Genomic DNA, 15,603 nt, shown 5'->3' with positions numbered 1-15,603 from the left:
CTTTTTAACGCCACTGAGATGGCGGGATAGCTCAGTAGGTAGAGCAACGGACTGAAAATCCGTGTGTCCCCAGTTCAATTCTGGGTCCCGCCACCAGTAACTTATAAAACTATATTGCGGAAGTAGCTCAGTGGTAGAGCACAACCTTGCCAAGGTTGGGGTCGCGGGTCCGAATCCCGTCTTCCGCTCCAGAAAATCTCAGATTCCCTAATAAGGGGATCTTTTTTTTGCCTTTGTCCGGATGCTAAATGTCTTTCTTCGAGTAACAGTAAGCGTAAATATCCCGGACCTGGATAACGTCCAGTAATCCGGTATATTTGACGTTTACTTTTAAACGCCGAAATTTCTTTATATTTCTTGATCATATCCAAAGTCGTTTGTCATTTTTCTTCCGCTAAGTGGTACTAAACAGACAGATGCCCTTACAAATATTTATAAAAGATTGCATTAATTAAGTTATTTGGTAGAATTGATTCATTGTGTTACCGAATTGCTTTTGCACCCAGAGAAAAAACAAGAACTTCGCTGCTAATAACTGATTCAGGATACTGATATTGCTTCCGAAAACAAGGTGCCATTTGTGACAATTACCTGCTGAATGCAGGAGTTTAATAGATAGGCCGTTGATCTGACAAAAGTCCCTTAAAACTAAATTTATCTACCCCACTTTTTCCCGAAACAGGGCAGATCTTGGCTAGCTCATATCGCATATAAACAAACAGACAAATGAGACAAAACCATTTGCTCACGCTAATCAGGGTTATCTTAAATCTATTATGTCTTAGGGAGGATGTTTTATATGGAACTTGTCGATTCTATTAAGGTCATTGCCCAAAGGTTTAAGGCATCTGGAAACAGTATCCAAACTGAGGAAGCAACTAAGACTTCATTGATTCTTCCTTTTATTCAAGCCCTTGGTTACGATATCTTTAATCCCGCAGAAGTAACCCCTGAGTTTACTGCTGACATAGTCGACCGCAAGGGTGAAAAAATTGACTTTGCAATAATGTCGGACAACAAACCGATTATGCTGATCGAATGTAAGTGGTCATCAGCCAAATTAATACCTGACAATCTCGGGCAATTGGCCCGATATTTCATGGTGGTGCCTGCAAGAATTGGGGTCCTGACGAACGGGCTAGACTACGAATTTTACTCAGATATCGATGAACCCAAGATCCTTGATAAAAAACCATTCTTTAAATTTAATATAAATGAAATCAACGAAGCCACTCTTCGAGAATTAAAAAAGTATTGCAAGGGCTCTTTTAGCATCGACACGATCATTCCGGCAGCAGAAGAACTTAAATACACAAACGAAATGAAGAAATATCTTTTTGACGCACTTAACGAGCCTGACGAGGATTTTGTGAGACTGCTAACACGAAAGGTTTATGACGGACGTATGACGGCTGCTATGACAGAAAAGTTTAAAGTTATCACGAAGAAAGCTCTTTCCCAGTTTATCAGCGAAAGAGTCAGTGACCGCCTGGCTTCCGCTCTACAGGAAGAAAAAGCGTCTGTTCCTGCTGAAACTGAGCCGGTAGAGTCAGCTGAAGAGAAAATTATCACAACCCAGGAAGAGCTTGATGCTTATAACATAGTCCGTGCAATACTCTGTAAAGTAATTCCGCTGGAGCGCATCTCACTGCGTGACACCCAAAGCTACTGCGGCATCCTTTTTGATGACAATAACCGACTGCCGATATGCAGATTCTATTTCGGGAAGACAACGGCAACAATTGGTCTATTTGATGCGAACAAAAAGGAAGCAAAACAGCCGCTTGAATCGCCAAGCGATATATATAAATATGCAGATCAGATAATCCAAGTGGCAAATAAGTACCTTGCTGATCGTGGATAGAAATAAAGAAAAAAACATATTGCTGTTTCGCTTAATTGTCGTTTATGACAAATCAAATTATCTATGTTTTTATATTAAAATTATATATTAAATATATATTAGGGGGAATGATTGTTATGGCTAAAATAAATGAGTTAAACAGATTTCAAATTATTGGATTATATGGATTTAGAAATATAGACATTGATATAAAAGATAATATTATTATTTTTGTTGGAGAGAATGGATTAGGCAAGACAACTATATTGAAATATTTATTTGCTGTTTTATCTGGTGGCTATTTTCAGTTGCCTGTTCATAAATTTAAAAAAATTATTGTTACTATTAACAATAAGATTCACGAATTAACATACGACGACCTTCACCCAAAATATAAAATTGATTCAGACATATTTAGATTTATGCCTGCCCCAGTAAGGCGTAATTTAGAATTAAGAAAAAATAACTTATTTATCACAAAGCAAGACATTATTGATTCATGCGAAAAAACAGGGTACCCTGCAGAAAGAGTGTTTCAGAAATTTCACTATATTTCAGAAACAGATTCAGTTGATTTATTTGAAAATGGACGAAAAATAGCATTGCAGATTTCAGCTGCATTAAAAGCTAGAGTAATTTATCTGCCTACTTATCGTAGAATAGAAGAAGATCTACCGCATGTAGTAAGGGGAAAATATGCATTAAATAAGGAAATAAATGATAAAAAATATTTATATGGAGAATATGATGATAATGAAATGAATAGTTATATTGAATTAGTTGAATTTGGAATGCAAGATGTAAAAGATAAAATTGATAAAATATGTTCTGAATTAAGTAGATTTTCAGAGAGCAGCTTTAAAAACCTAGCTTATATGAATTTAGGAGATGTTATTGATAAAAAATATATTTCTAGTAATGCTGCTAATGTAACTATTTCAAAAAATGACATAGAAAAGTTTAAATTATGCCTTTCAAGAAATAATAAAGAAATGCTTTCTAAAAAACAAGTTGAAGAATTAATACAAGCCATAGGTACCACCGACAATGTCCAAGATGATACACATAATCAAATTTTGTTATATTATTTTAAAAACTTATTATCATTGCAAAGTGATTTAGAAAAAAAAGAAAAGAATATCAATAATTTTTGCAATATATGTAATAAGTATTTATCTTCTTCAGATAAAAAAATTACTTATGACATGTCAACCTTCAAAGTTCAAATTTTAAAAGAAAATAACTATAATAATGATTCAATAGATATGAGTGATTTATCTTCGGGAGAAAAACAAATAGTATCTTTATTTAGCCATTTATTCTTAACTGAAAACAAAAAAAGTTTTGTTATTATTGATGAACCCGAACTTTCTCTTTCTGTTCCTTGGCAAAAACGATTTTTAAATGACATAAAAAATAGCTCATTATGTGTTGGATTAATCGCAGCTACACATTCCCCCTTTATATATGACAATGAACTTCTACAATACACTCATAGTTTAGGTGAGTATATTGAGGAGGCTAAGTAAAATATGTCTATGATTGAAATTCACCGGTCAGCCCTAGAAGAGGTTATCGTTCCATATAGTGAATTTCTTCGTGCGCAGTTAAATACTAAAAAACGTTTATTCGGATTTATTGAAGGTAAAGATGATTATGCTTATTATAACCATCATATACTTCATACTATAAATAATGATGATTGGGAATTAATTTTAATTGAATCAGGTTTTCCTAATGGTAATAAAGACCGTGTTTTAAGATTATTAAAATTAATTGATTGGAATAATTATTCCTGTAAGCAGACAGCTTTTTTTATTGACAAAGATTTAAATGATTTTTGTGGGACTTGTATTGATGATGATTATATAAACTTATATATCACTGATAATTATTCTATTGAAAATGATATTGTTACTATACACACCTTAAAAAGAGCACTACTTGAATTATTTGGTTTAAGTTTTACAGATGATGAATTTGATGTAATTAGCAATCTTTTTAGTAAGGGACTCAAAGATCTCTCTTTATTAATAAATATTATCTCTAGTTTTTATATATATTTTAAAAAAAATAAAAAAGATGTAATTTTTGATAAAATAAATCTTAAGGATCTTGTTAATATTAATAAATGTGAAGTTAAAACGGCCTCAAGGAAAATTATTGTAAATTATGTAAAGGAAAAATGGCCTTATGATTATGATGAATTAAACTTTAAAAAAATATATAAAGATTTTTCAAAGAAAAATACAACATATAAACATACAAGAGGTAAATTTATTATGTGGTATTTTATTAATTTTATAAAATCACTTTGTGATAATTATAATAATATCATACCTAGGACACAAAAAAAGCTTACTAGAGGTAGGGATTTATGTCCTAAAAATGCGATAATAGACTTGGCTCCACGTTCAAGGACTCCTCAGTCGTTAAATAGTTTTGTTAACGCAACATACTTGTCCTATATACAAGAAAAATCTACTTAGTGGAATTTCATTGAGAACTTAAATTTTACTACTTCATTTATTACAATGTTGTTGTTTCTATTAGTATTAGCAATCCAGAGATATCAATAAATTAAAAATGCGTCCTGCATAATGTTTTAGGACCTAACTTGGATGAAATGGGAAAAGATTTACATTGGTCTTATGATTTTTTTATACTAGCCAACATAGTATGCGGGATTTGTGTCTTTTTATTTACAACATCGTTCGGTATCTGACAATAATGTGTGTGTTAGTCTCTGTTATGTCAGGGCTATATTTATATAAATAGCAGGCATCATAATGGCAAAGAGATTAAGTGAAATTATGAAACCTTTGTATTATGAACCCATTATCATTGAAAAACAACGCGGCCGCGTAAGTGTAACTTTCAGAGTTAAACCTACTGGAATACAGAGGCATGGTCCTAATAAATAAGGATTTAAATCAGCAAACCTTCAAGATTATATTGCATGGATTGAAGCAAACGGAACAGATCAGTTAAGGTAGGTAAAGAAAACACCATTGGGGGCAGACCTACACATTTGACAAAAGAAAACACCATTGGGGTCTGACCTACACATTTGACAAAATGTGGATAATTGACAGAATAGCTAACCTTGGAAAAATATGGTTGGAATATTCTTTAACAGACAGTGGGGACAGACCTACATGAACATGACGTGTCAAATTGTACACCCTCCTGTAGTTCTATGACTCCATAATCATCAAAGTGTTTGTTGTAAGCTAAAACAAGAAGATGCAAATACATTGTCAAGGTGCTGTCATATCTGCTTTACTGCGAAGTTTAAGTTCTTTATTTAAAAATGATTCCGGCATGAATTCAGTTGAAAATACACCTTTTGCTGCTGACAAAAAGCGATAATGACTGTAATAGGATTTCATTCAGAAACCATATCTGCCGTAGAAGGCGTCAAGTTCTTTTTTCTGATCACATCGGTAAGCTTAGGCATTGAAGGATCGCATATTTTTACAAAATCATTATTAAAAATCACATTATCTCTGTACGCTTTTTTTACAGGCTTAAATACCGGGGCCATGCACATGGAGAAAATTCTGAAAATCAGACAATTTGATTACATCCTTGTAAAATATATTTTAGCTTGTCACTCCTTCTTTTTGTTTCAAGAAAAAGCTTTTCGCACACAGGTCTCTCAAAAACATAGCAAAGTGCTTGTATGACATGAAGACCAGGGTTTTGTAAATTATACTCAATAAGTACGGGCAATCCCTCTTTATCAATTGTAATGTCCCAAGCAATTATCCCAAAATGAGGAAGCTGAGGATGCATTTCTTTAATAGACGCGATTATTTTCTCATAATAATTAACAAGAGCGTTACTATCGCTAATCATATTCTCAGTACCTTCGACAATCCTTCCCGCCACGTTGCGCCCCTGACCAGTGATCGTTCCGTCTTCTTTTACGCAAAAAGCAAACCCTCCTGCAAAAGCATTATCTATCAAACTGCCAGGTGCCCCAACCCGTAGTATTGCTGTCAGTATATATACTTCTCCATCGTTGAACCAGCTCATGATTCTAAATGTATTTACTGAGCTGGAATTAAGTTCTTTTAGGATATCATGCTGTTCAACTACTCTTTGGACAATATAATTTGATGAATAATCATCTAAAATAGACAATATTTCATCTCTTGAACTGTAGAGCTTAACATCTTTTCCAAGTCCTGAATCTATGGTCGGTTTTGCTATTACATTATGTTCTCTTTCCAATACCATTTGGGACTCGCGTAAATCAAGCCAATTGTAATTGTTGTCGTAGAATACCCCATTGATATTTCGGAGTATTGTATGGGGGGTATTGATAAGTGTCGATCGGAAACGATGAGTATCTGTTTGTTTCAAACATGACTTTGCCGTATTTATCAGTTTTCACTGTCTCAAATCTCAAAACGTTGTAAGGAATGGGATTAAGACGCAGCATAGCTTTTCTGTCACTGGCAAAAAGCTCTTTTATGGGTATTTCCTTAATGTAGTGTTTCCTGTACATGTCCTTTTCTGAAGCACTGAAAAGCTGCCTGTTGAATTCCGCGAAGTCTGTTATATGCGGTACAGGAACAAACATGTTCCTTCTTTCATAGCCTACTTTGTTCTCAACATTTCCTTTTTCATTCCCGGATGAAGGATTACAAAATGCAGAGTCCATACCGTAATGTTCCATAAAACGTTTGAATCCCTCTGTCTGCTTTCGGTCGTGACCTTTCCTCAATGATACTATTGCTGCTGAAAGATTGTCGAATAAGATCCTGTAAGGAACCTGGTTCATATACTCTATTATGTTCTTTATTCCCTGCAGCAGGCATTCTTGGTTTTCTCCTTTGAATATCTGGCAGTACGCCGCGTTGCTCTGCGGAAATGACAATGTAAGTTTGTGTCCTGTCCTCTGCCGGTCGCATTCATCATAGTATGCAAATTCGCAGAAATCAGCCTGTGCTTCTCCTGCCGGATGTTCGAGCGGCAGATAACCCTCGGATCTGTTTGAGTAAAGCTCTTTCTTCTTTTCGTTTACATAATATTGTACTGTTCTAAGTCTTACTCCAATTTCTTCGGGATATTCCGCAACCAGTCGGTCATATACGCGTTTTGCCGTATGCCTTTGTTTGCGCGGAACTTTCATGTCATCCTCGAGCCATTGGCCTATTACTGGCTTAAGTGGATCAAGCCTGGAAGGTTTTTTGTCCGTTCTGTATATAGGCAGGTTGAAATCTTCCATGTCCAGATATTTGGAGACAGTTTCGTAGTGATAGCCGGTTCTCTTCATGATTTCACGAATACTGCATCCTTCTTTTTCGTACATTCTCCTGATATACTTAATATCGTCCATTGTGAGCATCCTTTCTTTCCTCCTCAGGTCGTCAGATAACCAGAGGATATGTGTTTGAAGGGAGGATCGCAATGGACTTTTTTGTCTATGCCTACTGTTGCACTTTTTGATTGCGTTTCGTTACACTTTTATTATGCATTAAACAATCAAGTGGGGAAATGGACGTTTATATTACATAGCTTACTTAAGTCTACCAGAAAGTACTTATAAAAAATCTTCGCAATACTCCAATAATGCAAATATTAATATTGATTTGCTGGATAAAGAGGGATACTTAATCGCTACAATTCCCATAGAACTAAATAAGTTTACAATGTACCCTCTTGAGGGTGCGACAAGAAAACTAATAATAAATGACTCAATTTCTTTTAAACGTTCAGAGTTTGAAGCAATAAGCACCTGGGACATAACATGGCGAGGAATTGAGGAATAAGGAAACAGATAGTTTGTATGCCTCGAAGCGGGCATGTAGCCCCAGCGGTAATAACGGGACAGAAGAATAATTTTTACTCGCTATCAAAAAAATCCGGGCTTTCGTCAAATGACGAAAGCCCGGTTCTATTAACCTCTGATAAGCTGGATAAAATCTGACTGTTGATTTATTTTAAAGCGTCGATGCCATCCAGTTCTGAAACTATGTGGTCAAAAGAGGGGCTTTTAAACATTATGCCCGGTTCTGTGAGGTTTTCTGTCCAGCCAAAAGTCTTGGATATCTCCATGCAATATTGAGGTATCCTTTCTTTAAGTCCTGCAATGATATTTTCAGTGAATCTTGTTGTTGGTCCGGTGACCGCTATTGTACAGAGTATATTGTTCGTGCTGTCGATCACAGGGCCTGCGATGGATGAGAATCCTTCCTGATATTCATTTACGCAGAAGCAATACCCGTACTTGCAGGTAAAGGAAAGGTCCTTAAATAATTTTTTTCTGTCAACAGTTGTATATGGTGTAAGGCTTCTGCTCTCATTTATCAAGCGAGTCTGTTCCTCGGGAGAGGAGAAGGCCATGAACCCTCTGCTTCCTGCACCGGCCCACATAACGTATTTTGATCCGACAGTGGGTGAAAATTTAAAATTATGAAAAGCAGAAACTTTTTCCAGTAAAATACGGAAATCTCCTTCCCTCACATAAACGAGAGCAGTTTCACCAAACTCATCCCTGAGGTTTACCAGATAGGGATATGCGACCTTCAGAATATAATCGTTTTGCTTTGCACAATAGCCCAAGGAGTAGACTCTGCGTCCCAGGCTGAATCTCTTCGAATGTACATCTCTGTACAGGAAAGATTCCCTTTCAAGGATCCCCGTAATTCTTGATGCTGTTGAATAGGGGATATCGACAAGTTTGGATATCTCTGTCAATGAAAGGTCTTCAGTCCCCCTCGTAAAGCAATTCAGTATTGAAAGAGCTCTTTCAATTGCCTGGGTCCCGTTTTCCTGATTTGTGTCTTTGTTTTTTATCATTGTGTCCTCCAAATTTTAATAGTTCGACCTTAAATTCCTCTTTTATAGGTATTCTAACTTATTTTCACTGTTTAAGTTGTTGGTCCGGGAGCAAACTCTGAAGAACAGCTTAACGGCCAGAAACATACACATCTAAAAAATAAAATATATTGACATAGATGGAATTAGTTGTATTATTAAATAACCACATACAAGATATTATATCCATAATGTGGATATGTAAAGAGGGTAAATTGAAAAGAGGGAAAAAGTATGCAAATCAATATGCCTGTTGATGATAAGGTCATCAACCAGCTGAAGATCTACGACATGGTCGAGATAACAGGAAAAATTTTCACAGGCAGGGACGCAGTCCTTCCAAAGATAGTCAAGTGTATCGAAGACGGAACTTGCGAAGAGAAGGGGATCCACCTGACAGGAGGCGCTGTTTTTCATACTGCAGTGAGCCCGGCAGGAATAGGCCCCACTTCAAGCAATAAGGTAGACATAGAGGGAAGCATTCCGGTGCTTTCGGAAGCTGGAATAAAAATGCACATAGGCAAGGGAAGCCTTAAGAAGGAGACGACAGAAGCATTAAAGAAGTATAATTCAATATTTCTTGTAACTCCTCCTTCCACAGCCTTTCTTACAGCTTCGATAAAGAGCAAACGAGTTGTCGCATTCCCTGAAGAGGGAATGGAGGCTCTTCACGAAATAGAAGTTGAGAACTTTCCGGCCATCGTCGCGATAGCGCACGGTGAGTCGATTTACGACAAATAACTGAGCAGGGGTAATCCGGATGATAACCAGAAAAGAGATCATAGAAAAGACTGCAGAAACACTTCTCAGGGCCAGCACAGTATTCAGGCCTGACCAGATTGATGCTTATAAAAGGGCCGCTGAGCTTGAAGATAGCAAGCATGCCAAATGGGTACTCGAAAATATCATAAAGAATGCCGAGATAGCAGAGGATAAGGTGTTCCCTCTCTGTGACGACACCGGCATACCTCACGTCCTTGTCGAAGTAGGCGAGGATGCTGCAGTTCCGGCAGGCTTTTTCAGTGCTGTAGAGGAAGGGGTCGCAGCGGGACTTCGTCAGCTTCCGGGCCGGCCAATGGCAGTAAAGGGAAATGATTACGAACGCATAAGCCAGTCAGCGGGCCTTTCAGAAGATTCCGGCGATCTTGCAATGGCGCCGATCCAGATAAGAAGGATCCCCGGTAAAAAGATCCGCCTTACTTTGATGATGTACGGAGGCGGCCCGGAGATAAGGGGAAAAACCCTCAGGGTCTTTCACAAACACTCAGCAGATACGGTGATTAATGAAATGATCGAATGGGCTGTAGAAGGCGCCAAGCTCCTCGGATGTCTGCCCTGTGTCCTCTCTTTTGGTATCGGGCGGAGCAATCTTGAAGCTGCTTCGCTGAGCATGGAAGCAATGGCTAAGGGAAACTTCTCAGTCCAATCGGATATAGAGAAAAAAATAACAGAAGAAGTAAACAAGGCAGGCTATGGAGCTCTTGGCCTGGGAGGCAAGACAACAGCCCTTGCAACTTTTGTCAAGGTAGGTCCTCAGCGTGCGAGCGGTATCAGAGTTGTTTCAATGAGACTGGGTTGCTGTTTTGATCCCCGGCGTGCTGAGTGGGAGTTTGAAGCTTAGATAAAAAGCTTAAAAAATACAATTTTTAAAAAATATCAGGAGGTAGTGCAATGAAAATTTTTAAGAACGGTACGGTAGTTACCGGAGACGGAAAAACAGTACTTGAGAAAGGGAACGTTATCGAAGCTGACGGCCTGATAATGGACGTCAATCTGAATTATGACGAAAACCTCGAATCCTATGCAGAGGAAGTTGTCGACTGCACAGGAAAATGTGTAATGCCCGGAATGATAAACCACCATCAGCACGGCATAACATTTGGTCCTATGTTTGCCAGCGGATGCGTAAATTACGGTGACGAATTCATCATGGGGCACCTTGACCGCAGCCTGCTCCAGGGACACACGACAGTCCTCAATATCGACGGGTTTGTTACCATGGACGAGGTTAGAGAGACCCAGAAGGTACATCCGATCAGGATAAAGGCAGCTACTACCCATGCCCCGACAAATTACCACGCAGGCGAACTCTGCGACGGAAAGGGCTTCCTGCCAAAGCATAACGAAATGACAGTTGAGAAGATGCTTTCAGAGGGTGCAATTTGTATTGGCGAAGTCGGCGGCGGTCACACACTGGGTGGCGGCGGTCAGGACTATCTTTATATTCCCAGAGCAGTCAAAGAGCGTAAGGGAAAGGATATCGACTACCTTCAGGCAAGGGCGATGAAGCTTTCAGTCCTTGGACGTTACATTGAGGAATCTTATTATGACCGTGACAGAGTCGCACAGGCCCTTAAGGATGCAAAGCTTGACAGTTTCCTTACCCCTGAAGAAACTAAAGAAATCGTTTACAAAACCACTTTGTCCTCCGTCAAAGTTGCACTGGACGGATATCGTGAGGCAGCTATCCTTGCTAAGAGATACAATGTTCCGCTCATGATCCACAACGCACCCACATCAAAGTATATCGTTCATGAAATCGCCAAAATGGGCCTCAGCACGCTGATCTGTTGCCACTCAAACTATCTCTTCACAAAAGACGAATGTGTCGAAAACGGCCGCTATCTGAAGCAGTTCCCCGGAGTGGTACTTGATGCCGCAGTTCACGATCCTTGGGGTGCAAAAGCATTGGTCGCGACACCTGAGAACCTATTTGCATTCTATGAAAATGATCTGATAGACATAATTTCAACAGACTTTGCAGCAGGCAAAAGCGATTCCATGCTTGAGGCGATCCAGCATGCAGCCCTTGAAGAAAAACTTGTAGGACTTGCCAAGGCTGTAAACCAGGGTACTGCAAGAGTTGCAGAAGTACTGCCGCGCCTTGCCCCGAACCTTGGTCTTCTCAAGAAGAGCTACACTGCCGACATCGTGATCACAGAATATCCTGCGCTGAAAAACGTCGAGAGAGTATACATCGGCGGCAAACTTGCAGCAAAAGACGGCAAGGTAATTCGCTAATATAAATTTGATTGTAAGTTTTAACCTTATACAGGACAACTTTTAGTAAAAATATAGAAGGGAAATGATTTTAGATGAAGGTCAAAAAGATAATCTGTTCCAAAGCTCTTACAGGTTTTTACATGGACGACAAGCAGGCGATCAAAGCAGGAGCAAAATCTGACGGTTTTGTTTACAAAGGCGAGCCTGTAACTCCGGGCTTCAAGTCAATCAGACAGCCCGGTGTCGCTGTTTCCGTAATGTTCGTGCTGGAAGACGGCAAGATCGTTTACGGAGACTGCGCGGTAGCACAGTATGCCGCAAGCGGCGGCAGAGAAGTTCCCAACACAGCTGATGCACTCATCAAGGTTATCGAGAAACATGTTGTGCCTTATTTCGAAGGAATGGATATCAAAGAATTCAAATCCACAGCAGAAAAATTTGACCGTGCAAAATTTGACGGCTATCAGCTCCCGGCATCCATCCGCTACGGAGTAACACAGGCTATTCTTGAGACAGTTGCTTATGAGCAAAAGCTAACCATGTGCGAAGTCGTAATGAATGAATACGGTCTGAAAGCAGATCTTACCCCTGTACGTATCAACGCACAGTCAGGCGACGAGCGTTACACGAACGTTGACAAAATGATTCTCAAAAAGGTAGGCATGATGCCCCATGGACTTATAAACAACGTAGAAGAGAAGCTCGGCAACGACGGGCAGAAGTTCCTTGATTGGGTCAAGTGGGTAAAGAACCGTATCAAAGAGATCGGTGACGCAGATTACAAGCCTGTAATGCGTTATGACGTATACGGCTGCATGGGCTACGCATTCAATGATGATCTCGACAAGGTATTTGATTATCTTCTCAAGGTCGCAAAAGCCTGTGAGCCCTATGAAGTTTTCATCGAAATGCCGATCGACCTCAAGTCAAATGCAAAACAGCTCGAGGGGATGAAATACCTCCGCAAACGTCTTGATGAGGCAGGCTGCAGACTAAAGCTCATCATCGACGAGTACGCCAACACCTATGAAGAGATAGTCGAGTGGGTAGATGCCAAAGGCGCAGACATGGTTCAGGTCAAAACTATCGACCTTGGCGGCATCAACAACATCATCGAAGCTGTGCTTTACTGTAAAAAGAACGGCGTATTGGCTTACCAGGGCGGCACCTGCAATGAGACTGACAAATCTGCACTCGTCTGTGCCAACCTGGCAGTTGCCACAAAGCCTTTTGCAATGGCAGGCAAGCCCGGAATGGGTGTTGATGAAGGTGTAATGATAGTCAGCAATGAACAGGAACGTCTGCTCGCTATCCTCAAAGCAAAGATGGATAAAACCATATAAATAATAGTCAATGTTTATCTCTCGGCAATGACAAAACAGATGGATAAAGTATCATTGCCGGGATCTCTTTATTTTTATTAATACAGCCCCTTTTTTGAAGGAGTGTAATAAATGATAAAAGTTGATGTCGCAAAATGTATAGGGTGCAAAGCCTGTGAGCAGGTATGTCCCTCAGATGCAATAAAAATTGTAGACAAGAAAGCGGTCGTAAACAAAAAATGCGTCCACTGTGTCACCTGTATCAAATATTGCAAATTCGATGCACTTTCTGAAGATGCCGTTGCTTCTGATACACTGCTGTGCCGTAACTGCGGTGTCAAGTGCCGTATTCCGGAAGGAAAGGAAGGCGCCTGCAAAAGATTCAAAAATGAATCAGGGCAGCTTGTACTTGTGAGGCCTCTTCAGATACCGACAAATACAAAGGTCGACCCTGAAAAAATAGCCATAGCAAAGCCTATAGTCTCTGCGGTAGGTGCCGGTGCTGCTTATCCGGACTACAAGCCTGCTCCTTATATAGTTACCGAGAAACGTGATGGTTTTGACGTTGTGACGGTAGTCACAGAAGCTCCAGTATCATACAGCTCCATGATGGTGAAAATCGACTCGAATGCCCATGTTGGCGACGAGGGAGCACTGGTCCGCCGCGACGGACGGGTGGTTGGTATAGTTACAACAGAGCAGTACGGCTCACATATCCTCATCCTCGGCGGCGTAAACAAAGTCAAGGGTCCGGACGGTATGTACGTAGTAAAAACCATGGCCGAACTTGGGAACAAAGAAAAAGTGAAACTTACTATTGATGGCGGATGCAAACTGGAGCTTCAGGTAGGAGAGCATCCTGTAATAAACGGAGAGGTCGACGACAAGATGAGAGTAGGCTGCGGCGGAGCATGCTGCGGACTTTTCGCTCGCTCTCTAGCCCCTCTTATCGATGAGGCGATCATACTTGACCACCACATTACGGGCCTGTTCACTAAACATCCTGCCGGGGCAGAACAAAAACCTTACAGCGGAGTAACACCTGTGGGACGTCTTGCTACAAACGGACGCTATTTCTTTGAACACGGAGATGGCTGGGGCGGAACAAATATAAGCGACCCGATTGAAGCTATCAAGGATATCGATATGAGCATCGCAAAACCCGGGATGAAGATATTGGTCGCCGAGACTACCTGGCGTAAGATCGCTTTGTTCGAAGTCGAGGAAGACGGAACAGTCAAACCAGCCGTGATCTCTCCTGAGCTTGAAGAATTCAGGAAGATGGCTGCCGGATGCTGCGAAGACAGCAGGGTCTCCGCCATGTATTACGCTGGTGTCGGAGGAAGTGCAAGAGCCGGGGTAACAGTCGATCCGATCCAGATCACAAATGCTGTACACAGAGGCGATGCAAACCTGACTATAGCAGGTGCTCCGACTTACCTTATGCCGGGGGGAGGTATCACCTTCCTCGCCGACGTAGAAAAAATGATCGAGCATCCGTTCAACTATACGGCCTCTCCTGCAGTCCTTGCTCCTATCGAATATACAATGACCGTGAAAACATACGAAGATATCAAAGGCCACATACACGCCATGAGAACAAAGGAAGATGTCCTGGCAGAAGGAAGATACGAGTTTACTGAGCTGAAAGACTGAAGAAAACACCGACTCAATTTATTCATTCAATATATATACAAGAAGGCTGATATTTTGAATAATTCAAAGAAATATCATGTTATAGGAGAGGGCATAGTCCTTGTGGACTATGGCCCGGTAACGATGACGCTGGAGGCCAGAAAAAATGGTACTCCCTTTACAGAAGCCGCTATAGGGGGCGCCGATAAAGCGATAGCTGTATTTAATGACCTTGCTGTGTACCTTGAAATTATCAGAAAACCTTTCAGTGAAATAGGAGATATCCCTGCTCATGCACCAGAAGCTGTTAAAAGAATGGCCAACTCAGTAAGGATGCTAAACGAACCTGAATTCACACCCCTTGCAGCTGTTGCAGGAACAGTCTCTGACCTTGCTGTAGAAGAAATCAGCAAATATGGATCAGATTTTGCAATGGCAAACAACGGAGGCGATATTGCCTGGAGAGTTCATGAAGCAGGAAGAGAATCGATTAGAGCGGCACTTATTAGCGATATCAAAATTGGAAATAAGACCCACAGTCTTGAGATCAGATCTTTTAAGGAGATCAGGGGCATTGCGACCAGCGGTCTGGGAGGAAGAAGTCTCACTCGGGGCATAGCATCTGCCGTTACTGTCCTCGCTAAAAATTCCTCAATGGCGGATGCAGCTGCAACTTCGATCGCAAACGCATGTATCTGCGATGATCCAGCCATAGTTCAGTGTCCGGCAGAAGAATTGGATTATGGTACAGACATAAAGGGGCTTCTTGTTACAAAATCTGTTGGTAACTTAAAAGAAGAAAGCATATCCGCTTCGATCTTATCAGGGAAAAGCAGAGTGGAAGAACTTATTAAATGTGGAATGATACAAGGCGCAGTAATTTTTGTTTCAGGTGAAATGGCTGTAGTTCGCAGTAACGATTCCAAAAGATGCCTTTTTGAAGTTAAAAAACTTAACCAGAAATAATAA

General features: G+C 40.3%; 12 protein-coding genes and 2 tRNA genes. 11 read left to right on the top strand and 3 right to left on the bottom strand.

Features of this window, described 5'->3' with window-relative positions; translation table 11 throughout:
- Positions 1–20: 20 nt before the first annotated feature.
- From CVV54_03100 to CVV54_03080, 5 genes are all read left to right on the top strand, one after another.
- Positions 21–96 (top strand) — tRNA-Phe (locus tag CVV54_03100).
- 20 nt (positions 97–116) lie between these two features.
- Positions 117–191, top strand: a tRNA-Gly gene (locus CVV54_03095).
- 599 nt (positions 192–790) lie between these two features.
- A complete protein-coding gene (locus tag CVV54_03090; GenBank protein ID PKL04963.1) occupies positions 791–1,864 on the top strand; it encodes a restriction endonuclease in 1,074 nt (357 codons plus the stop codon).
- A gap of 44 nt (positions 1,865–1,908) precedes the next feature.
- A complete protein-coding gene (locus CVV54_03085) occupies positions 1,909–3,372 on the top strand; it encodes a hypothetical protein (protein ID PKL04962.1) in 1,464 nt (487 codons plus the stop codon).
- A gap of 3 nt (positions 3,373–3,375) precedes the next feature.
- The gene (locus tag CVV54_03080; GenBank protein ID PKL04961.1) at positions 3,376–4,332 is read left to right on the top strand and encodes a hypothetical protein; all 957 of its coding nucleotides are present in this window, start codon (positions 3,376–3,378) and stop codon (positions 4,330–4,332) included.
- A gap of 1,081 nt (positions 4,333–5,413) precedes the next feature.
- Here the strand turns inward: CVV54_03080 and CVV54_03075 are convergent.
- The 3 genes from CVV54_03075 to CVV54_03065 all read right to left on the bottom strand — a co-directional run bounded on the left by CVV54_03075 (position 5,414) and on the right by CVV54_03065 (position 8,656).
- Complete coding sequence (locus CVV54_03075; GenBank protein PKL04960.1) at positions 5,414–6,088, bottom strand: hypothetical protein; 675 nt, start codon at positions 6,086–6,088, stop codon at positions 5,414–5,416.
- 16 nt (positions 6,089–6,104) lie between these two features.
- Positions 6,105–7,202, bottom strand: coding sequence for a hypothetical protein (locus CVV54_03070; GenBank protein ID PKL04959.1), 1,098 nt, complete (start codon positions 7,200–7,202; stop codon positions 6,105–6,107).
- Positions 7,203–7,792: 590 nt separating this feature from the next.
- Positions 7,793–8,656, bottom strand: a complete 864-nt coding sequence (locus CVV54_03065) for a hypothetical protein (protein PKL04958.1) — start codon at positions 8,654–8,656, stop codon at positions 7,793–7,795.
- Between the two features lie 252 nt (positions 8,657–8,908).
- Here CVV54_03065 and CVV54_03060 point away from each other — a divergent pair, with 252 nt between their 5' ends.
- From CVV54_03060 to CVV54_03035, 6 genes are all read left to right on the top strand, one after another.
- Positions 8,909–9,415: a fumarate hydratase gene (locus CVV54_03060; GenBank protein PKL04957.1), complete on the top strand. Its 507-nt coding sequence runs from the start codon at positions 8,909–8,911 to the stop codon at positions 9,413–9,415.
- Between the two features lie 19 nt (positions 9,416–9,434).
- Positions 9,435–10,295 carry a fumarate hydratase gene (locus CVV54_03055; protein PKL04956.1) on the top strand — a complete coding sequence of 287 codons (861 nt, stop codon included), beginning with the start codon at positions 9,435–9,437 and terminating at the stop codon, positions 10,293–10,295.
- Positions 10,296–10,345: 50 nt separating this feature from the next.
- On the top strand, positions 10,346–11,695 hold the full coding sequence (locus CVV54_03050) for a hypothetical protein (protein PKL04955.1): 1,350 nt from the start codon (positions 10,346–10,348) through the stop codon (positions 11,693–11,695).
- Between the two features lie 74 nt (positions 11,696–11,769).
- Complete coding sequence (locus tag CVV54_03045; protein PKL04954.1) at positions 11,770–13,020, top strand: methylaspartate ammonia-lyase; 1,251 nt, start codon at positions 11,770–11,772, stop codon at positions 13,018–13,020.
- Positions 13,021–13,131: 111 nt separating this feature from the next.
- On the top strand, positions 13,132–14,655 hold the full coding sequence (locus tag CVV54_03040) for a 6-hydroxynicotinate reductase (protein PKL04953.1): 1,524 nt from the start codon (positions 13,132–13,134) through the stop codon (positions 14,653–14,655).
- A 54-nt stretch (positions 14,656–14,709) separates the two neighbouring features.
- A complete protein-coding gene (locus CVV54_03035) occupies positions 14,710–15,600 on the top strand; it encodes a hypothetical protein (GenBank protein ID PKL04952.1) in 891 nt (296 codons plus the stop codon).
- Positions 15,601–15,603 lie beyond the last annotated feature (3 nt).

This window comes from Synergistetes bacterium HGW-Synergistetes-1 (assembly GCA_002839185.1).
Classification (GTDB): Bacteria; Synergistota; Synergistia; order Synergistales; family Synergistaceae; genus Caenicola.
This window is presented reverse-complemented; position numbering and strand designations above follow the sequence as displayed.

Excerpts from the sequence above, each read along its gene's own strand:
- CVV54_03045 (PKL04954.1), top strand. The coding sequence starts at position 11,770 with ATGAAGGTCAAAAAGATAATCTGTTCCAAAGCTCTTACAGGTTTTTAC.
- CVV54_03040 (PKL04953.1), top strand. The coding sequence starts at position 13,132 with ATGATAAAAGTTGATGTCGCAAAATGTATAGGGTGCAAAGCCTGTGAG.
- CVV54_03085 (PKL04962.1), top strand. The coding sequence starts at position 1,909 with ATGACAAATCAAATTATCTATGTTTTTATATTAAAATTATATATTAAA.
- CVV54_03050 (PKL04955.1), top strand. The coding sequence starts at position 10,346 with ATGAAAATTTTTAAGAACGGTACGGTAGTTACCGGAGACGGAAAAACA.
- CVV54_03060 (PKL04957.1), top strand. The coding sequence starts at position 8,909 with ATGCAAATCAATATGCCTGTTGATGATAAGGTCATCAACCAGCTGAAG.
- CVV54_03080 (PKL04961.1), top strand. The coding sequence starts at position 3,376 with ATGTCTATGATTGAAATTCACCGGTCAGCCCTAGAAGAGGTTATCGTT.
- CVV54_03090 (PKL04963.1), top strand. The coding sequence starts at position 791 with ATGTTTTATATGGAACTTGTCGATTCTATTAAGGTCATTGCCCAAAGG.
- CVV54_03070 (PKL04959.1), bottom strand. The coding sequence starts at position 7,202 with ATGCTCACAATGGACGATATTAAGTATATCAGGAGAATGTACGAAAAA.
- CVV54_03055 (PKL04956.1), top strand. The coding sequence starts at position 9,435 with ATGATAACCAGAAAAGAGATCATAGAAAAGACTGCAGAAACACTTCTC.
- CVV54_03065 (PKL04958.1), bottom strand. The coding sequence starts at position 8,656 with ATGATAAAAAACAAAGACACAAATCAGGAAAACGGGACCCAGGCAATT.
- CVV54_03075 (PKL04960.1), bottom strand. The coding sequence starts at position 6,088 with ATGGTATTGGAAAGAGAACATAATGTAATAGCAAAACCGACCATAGAT.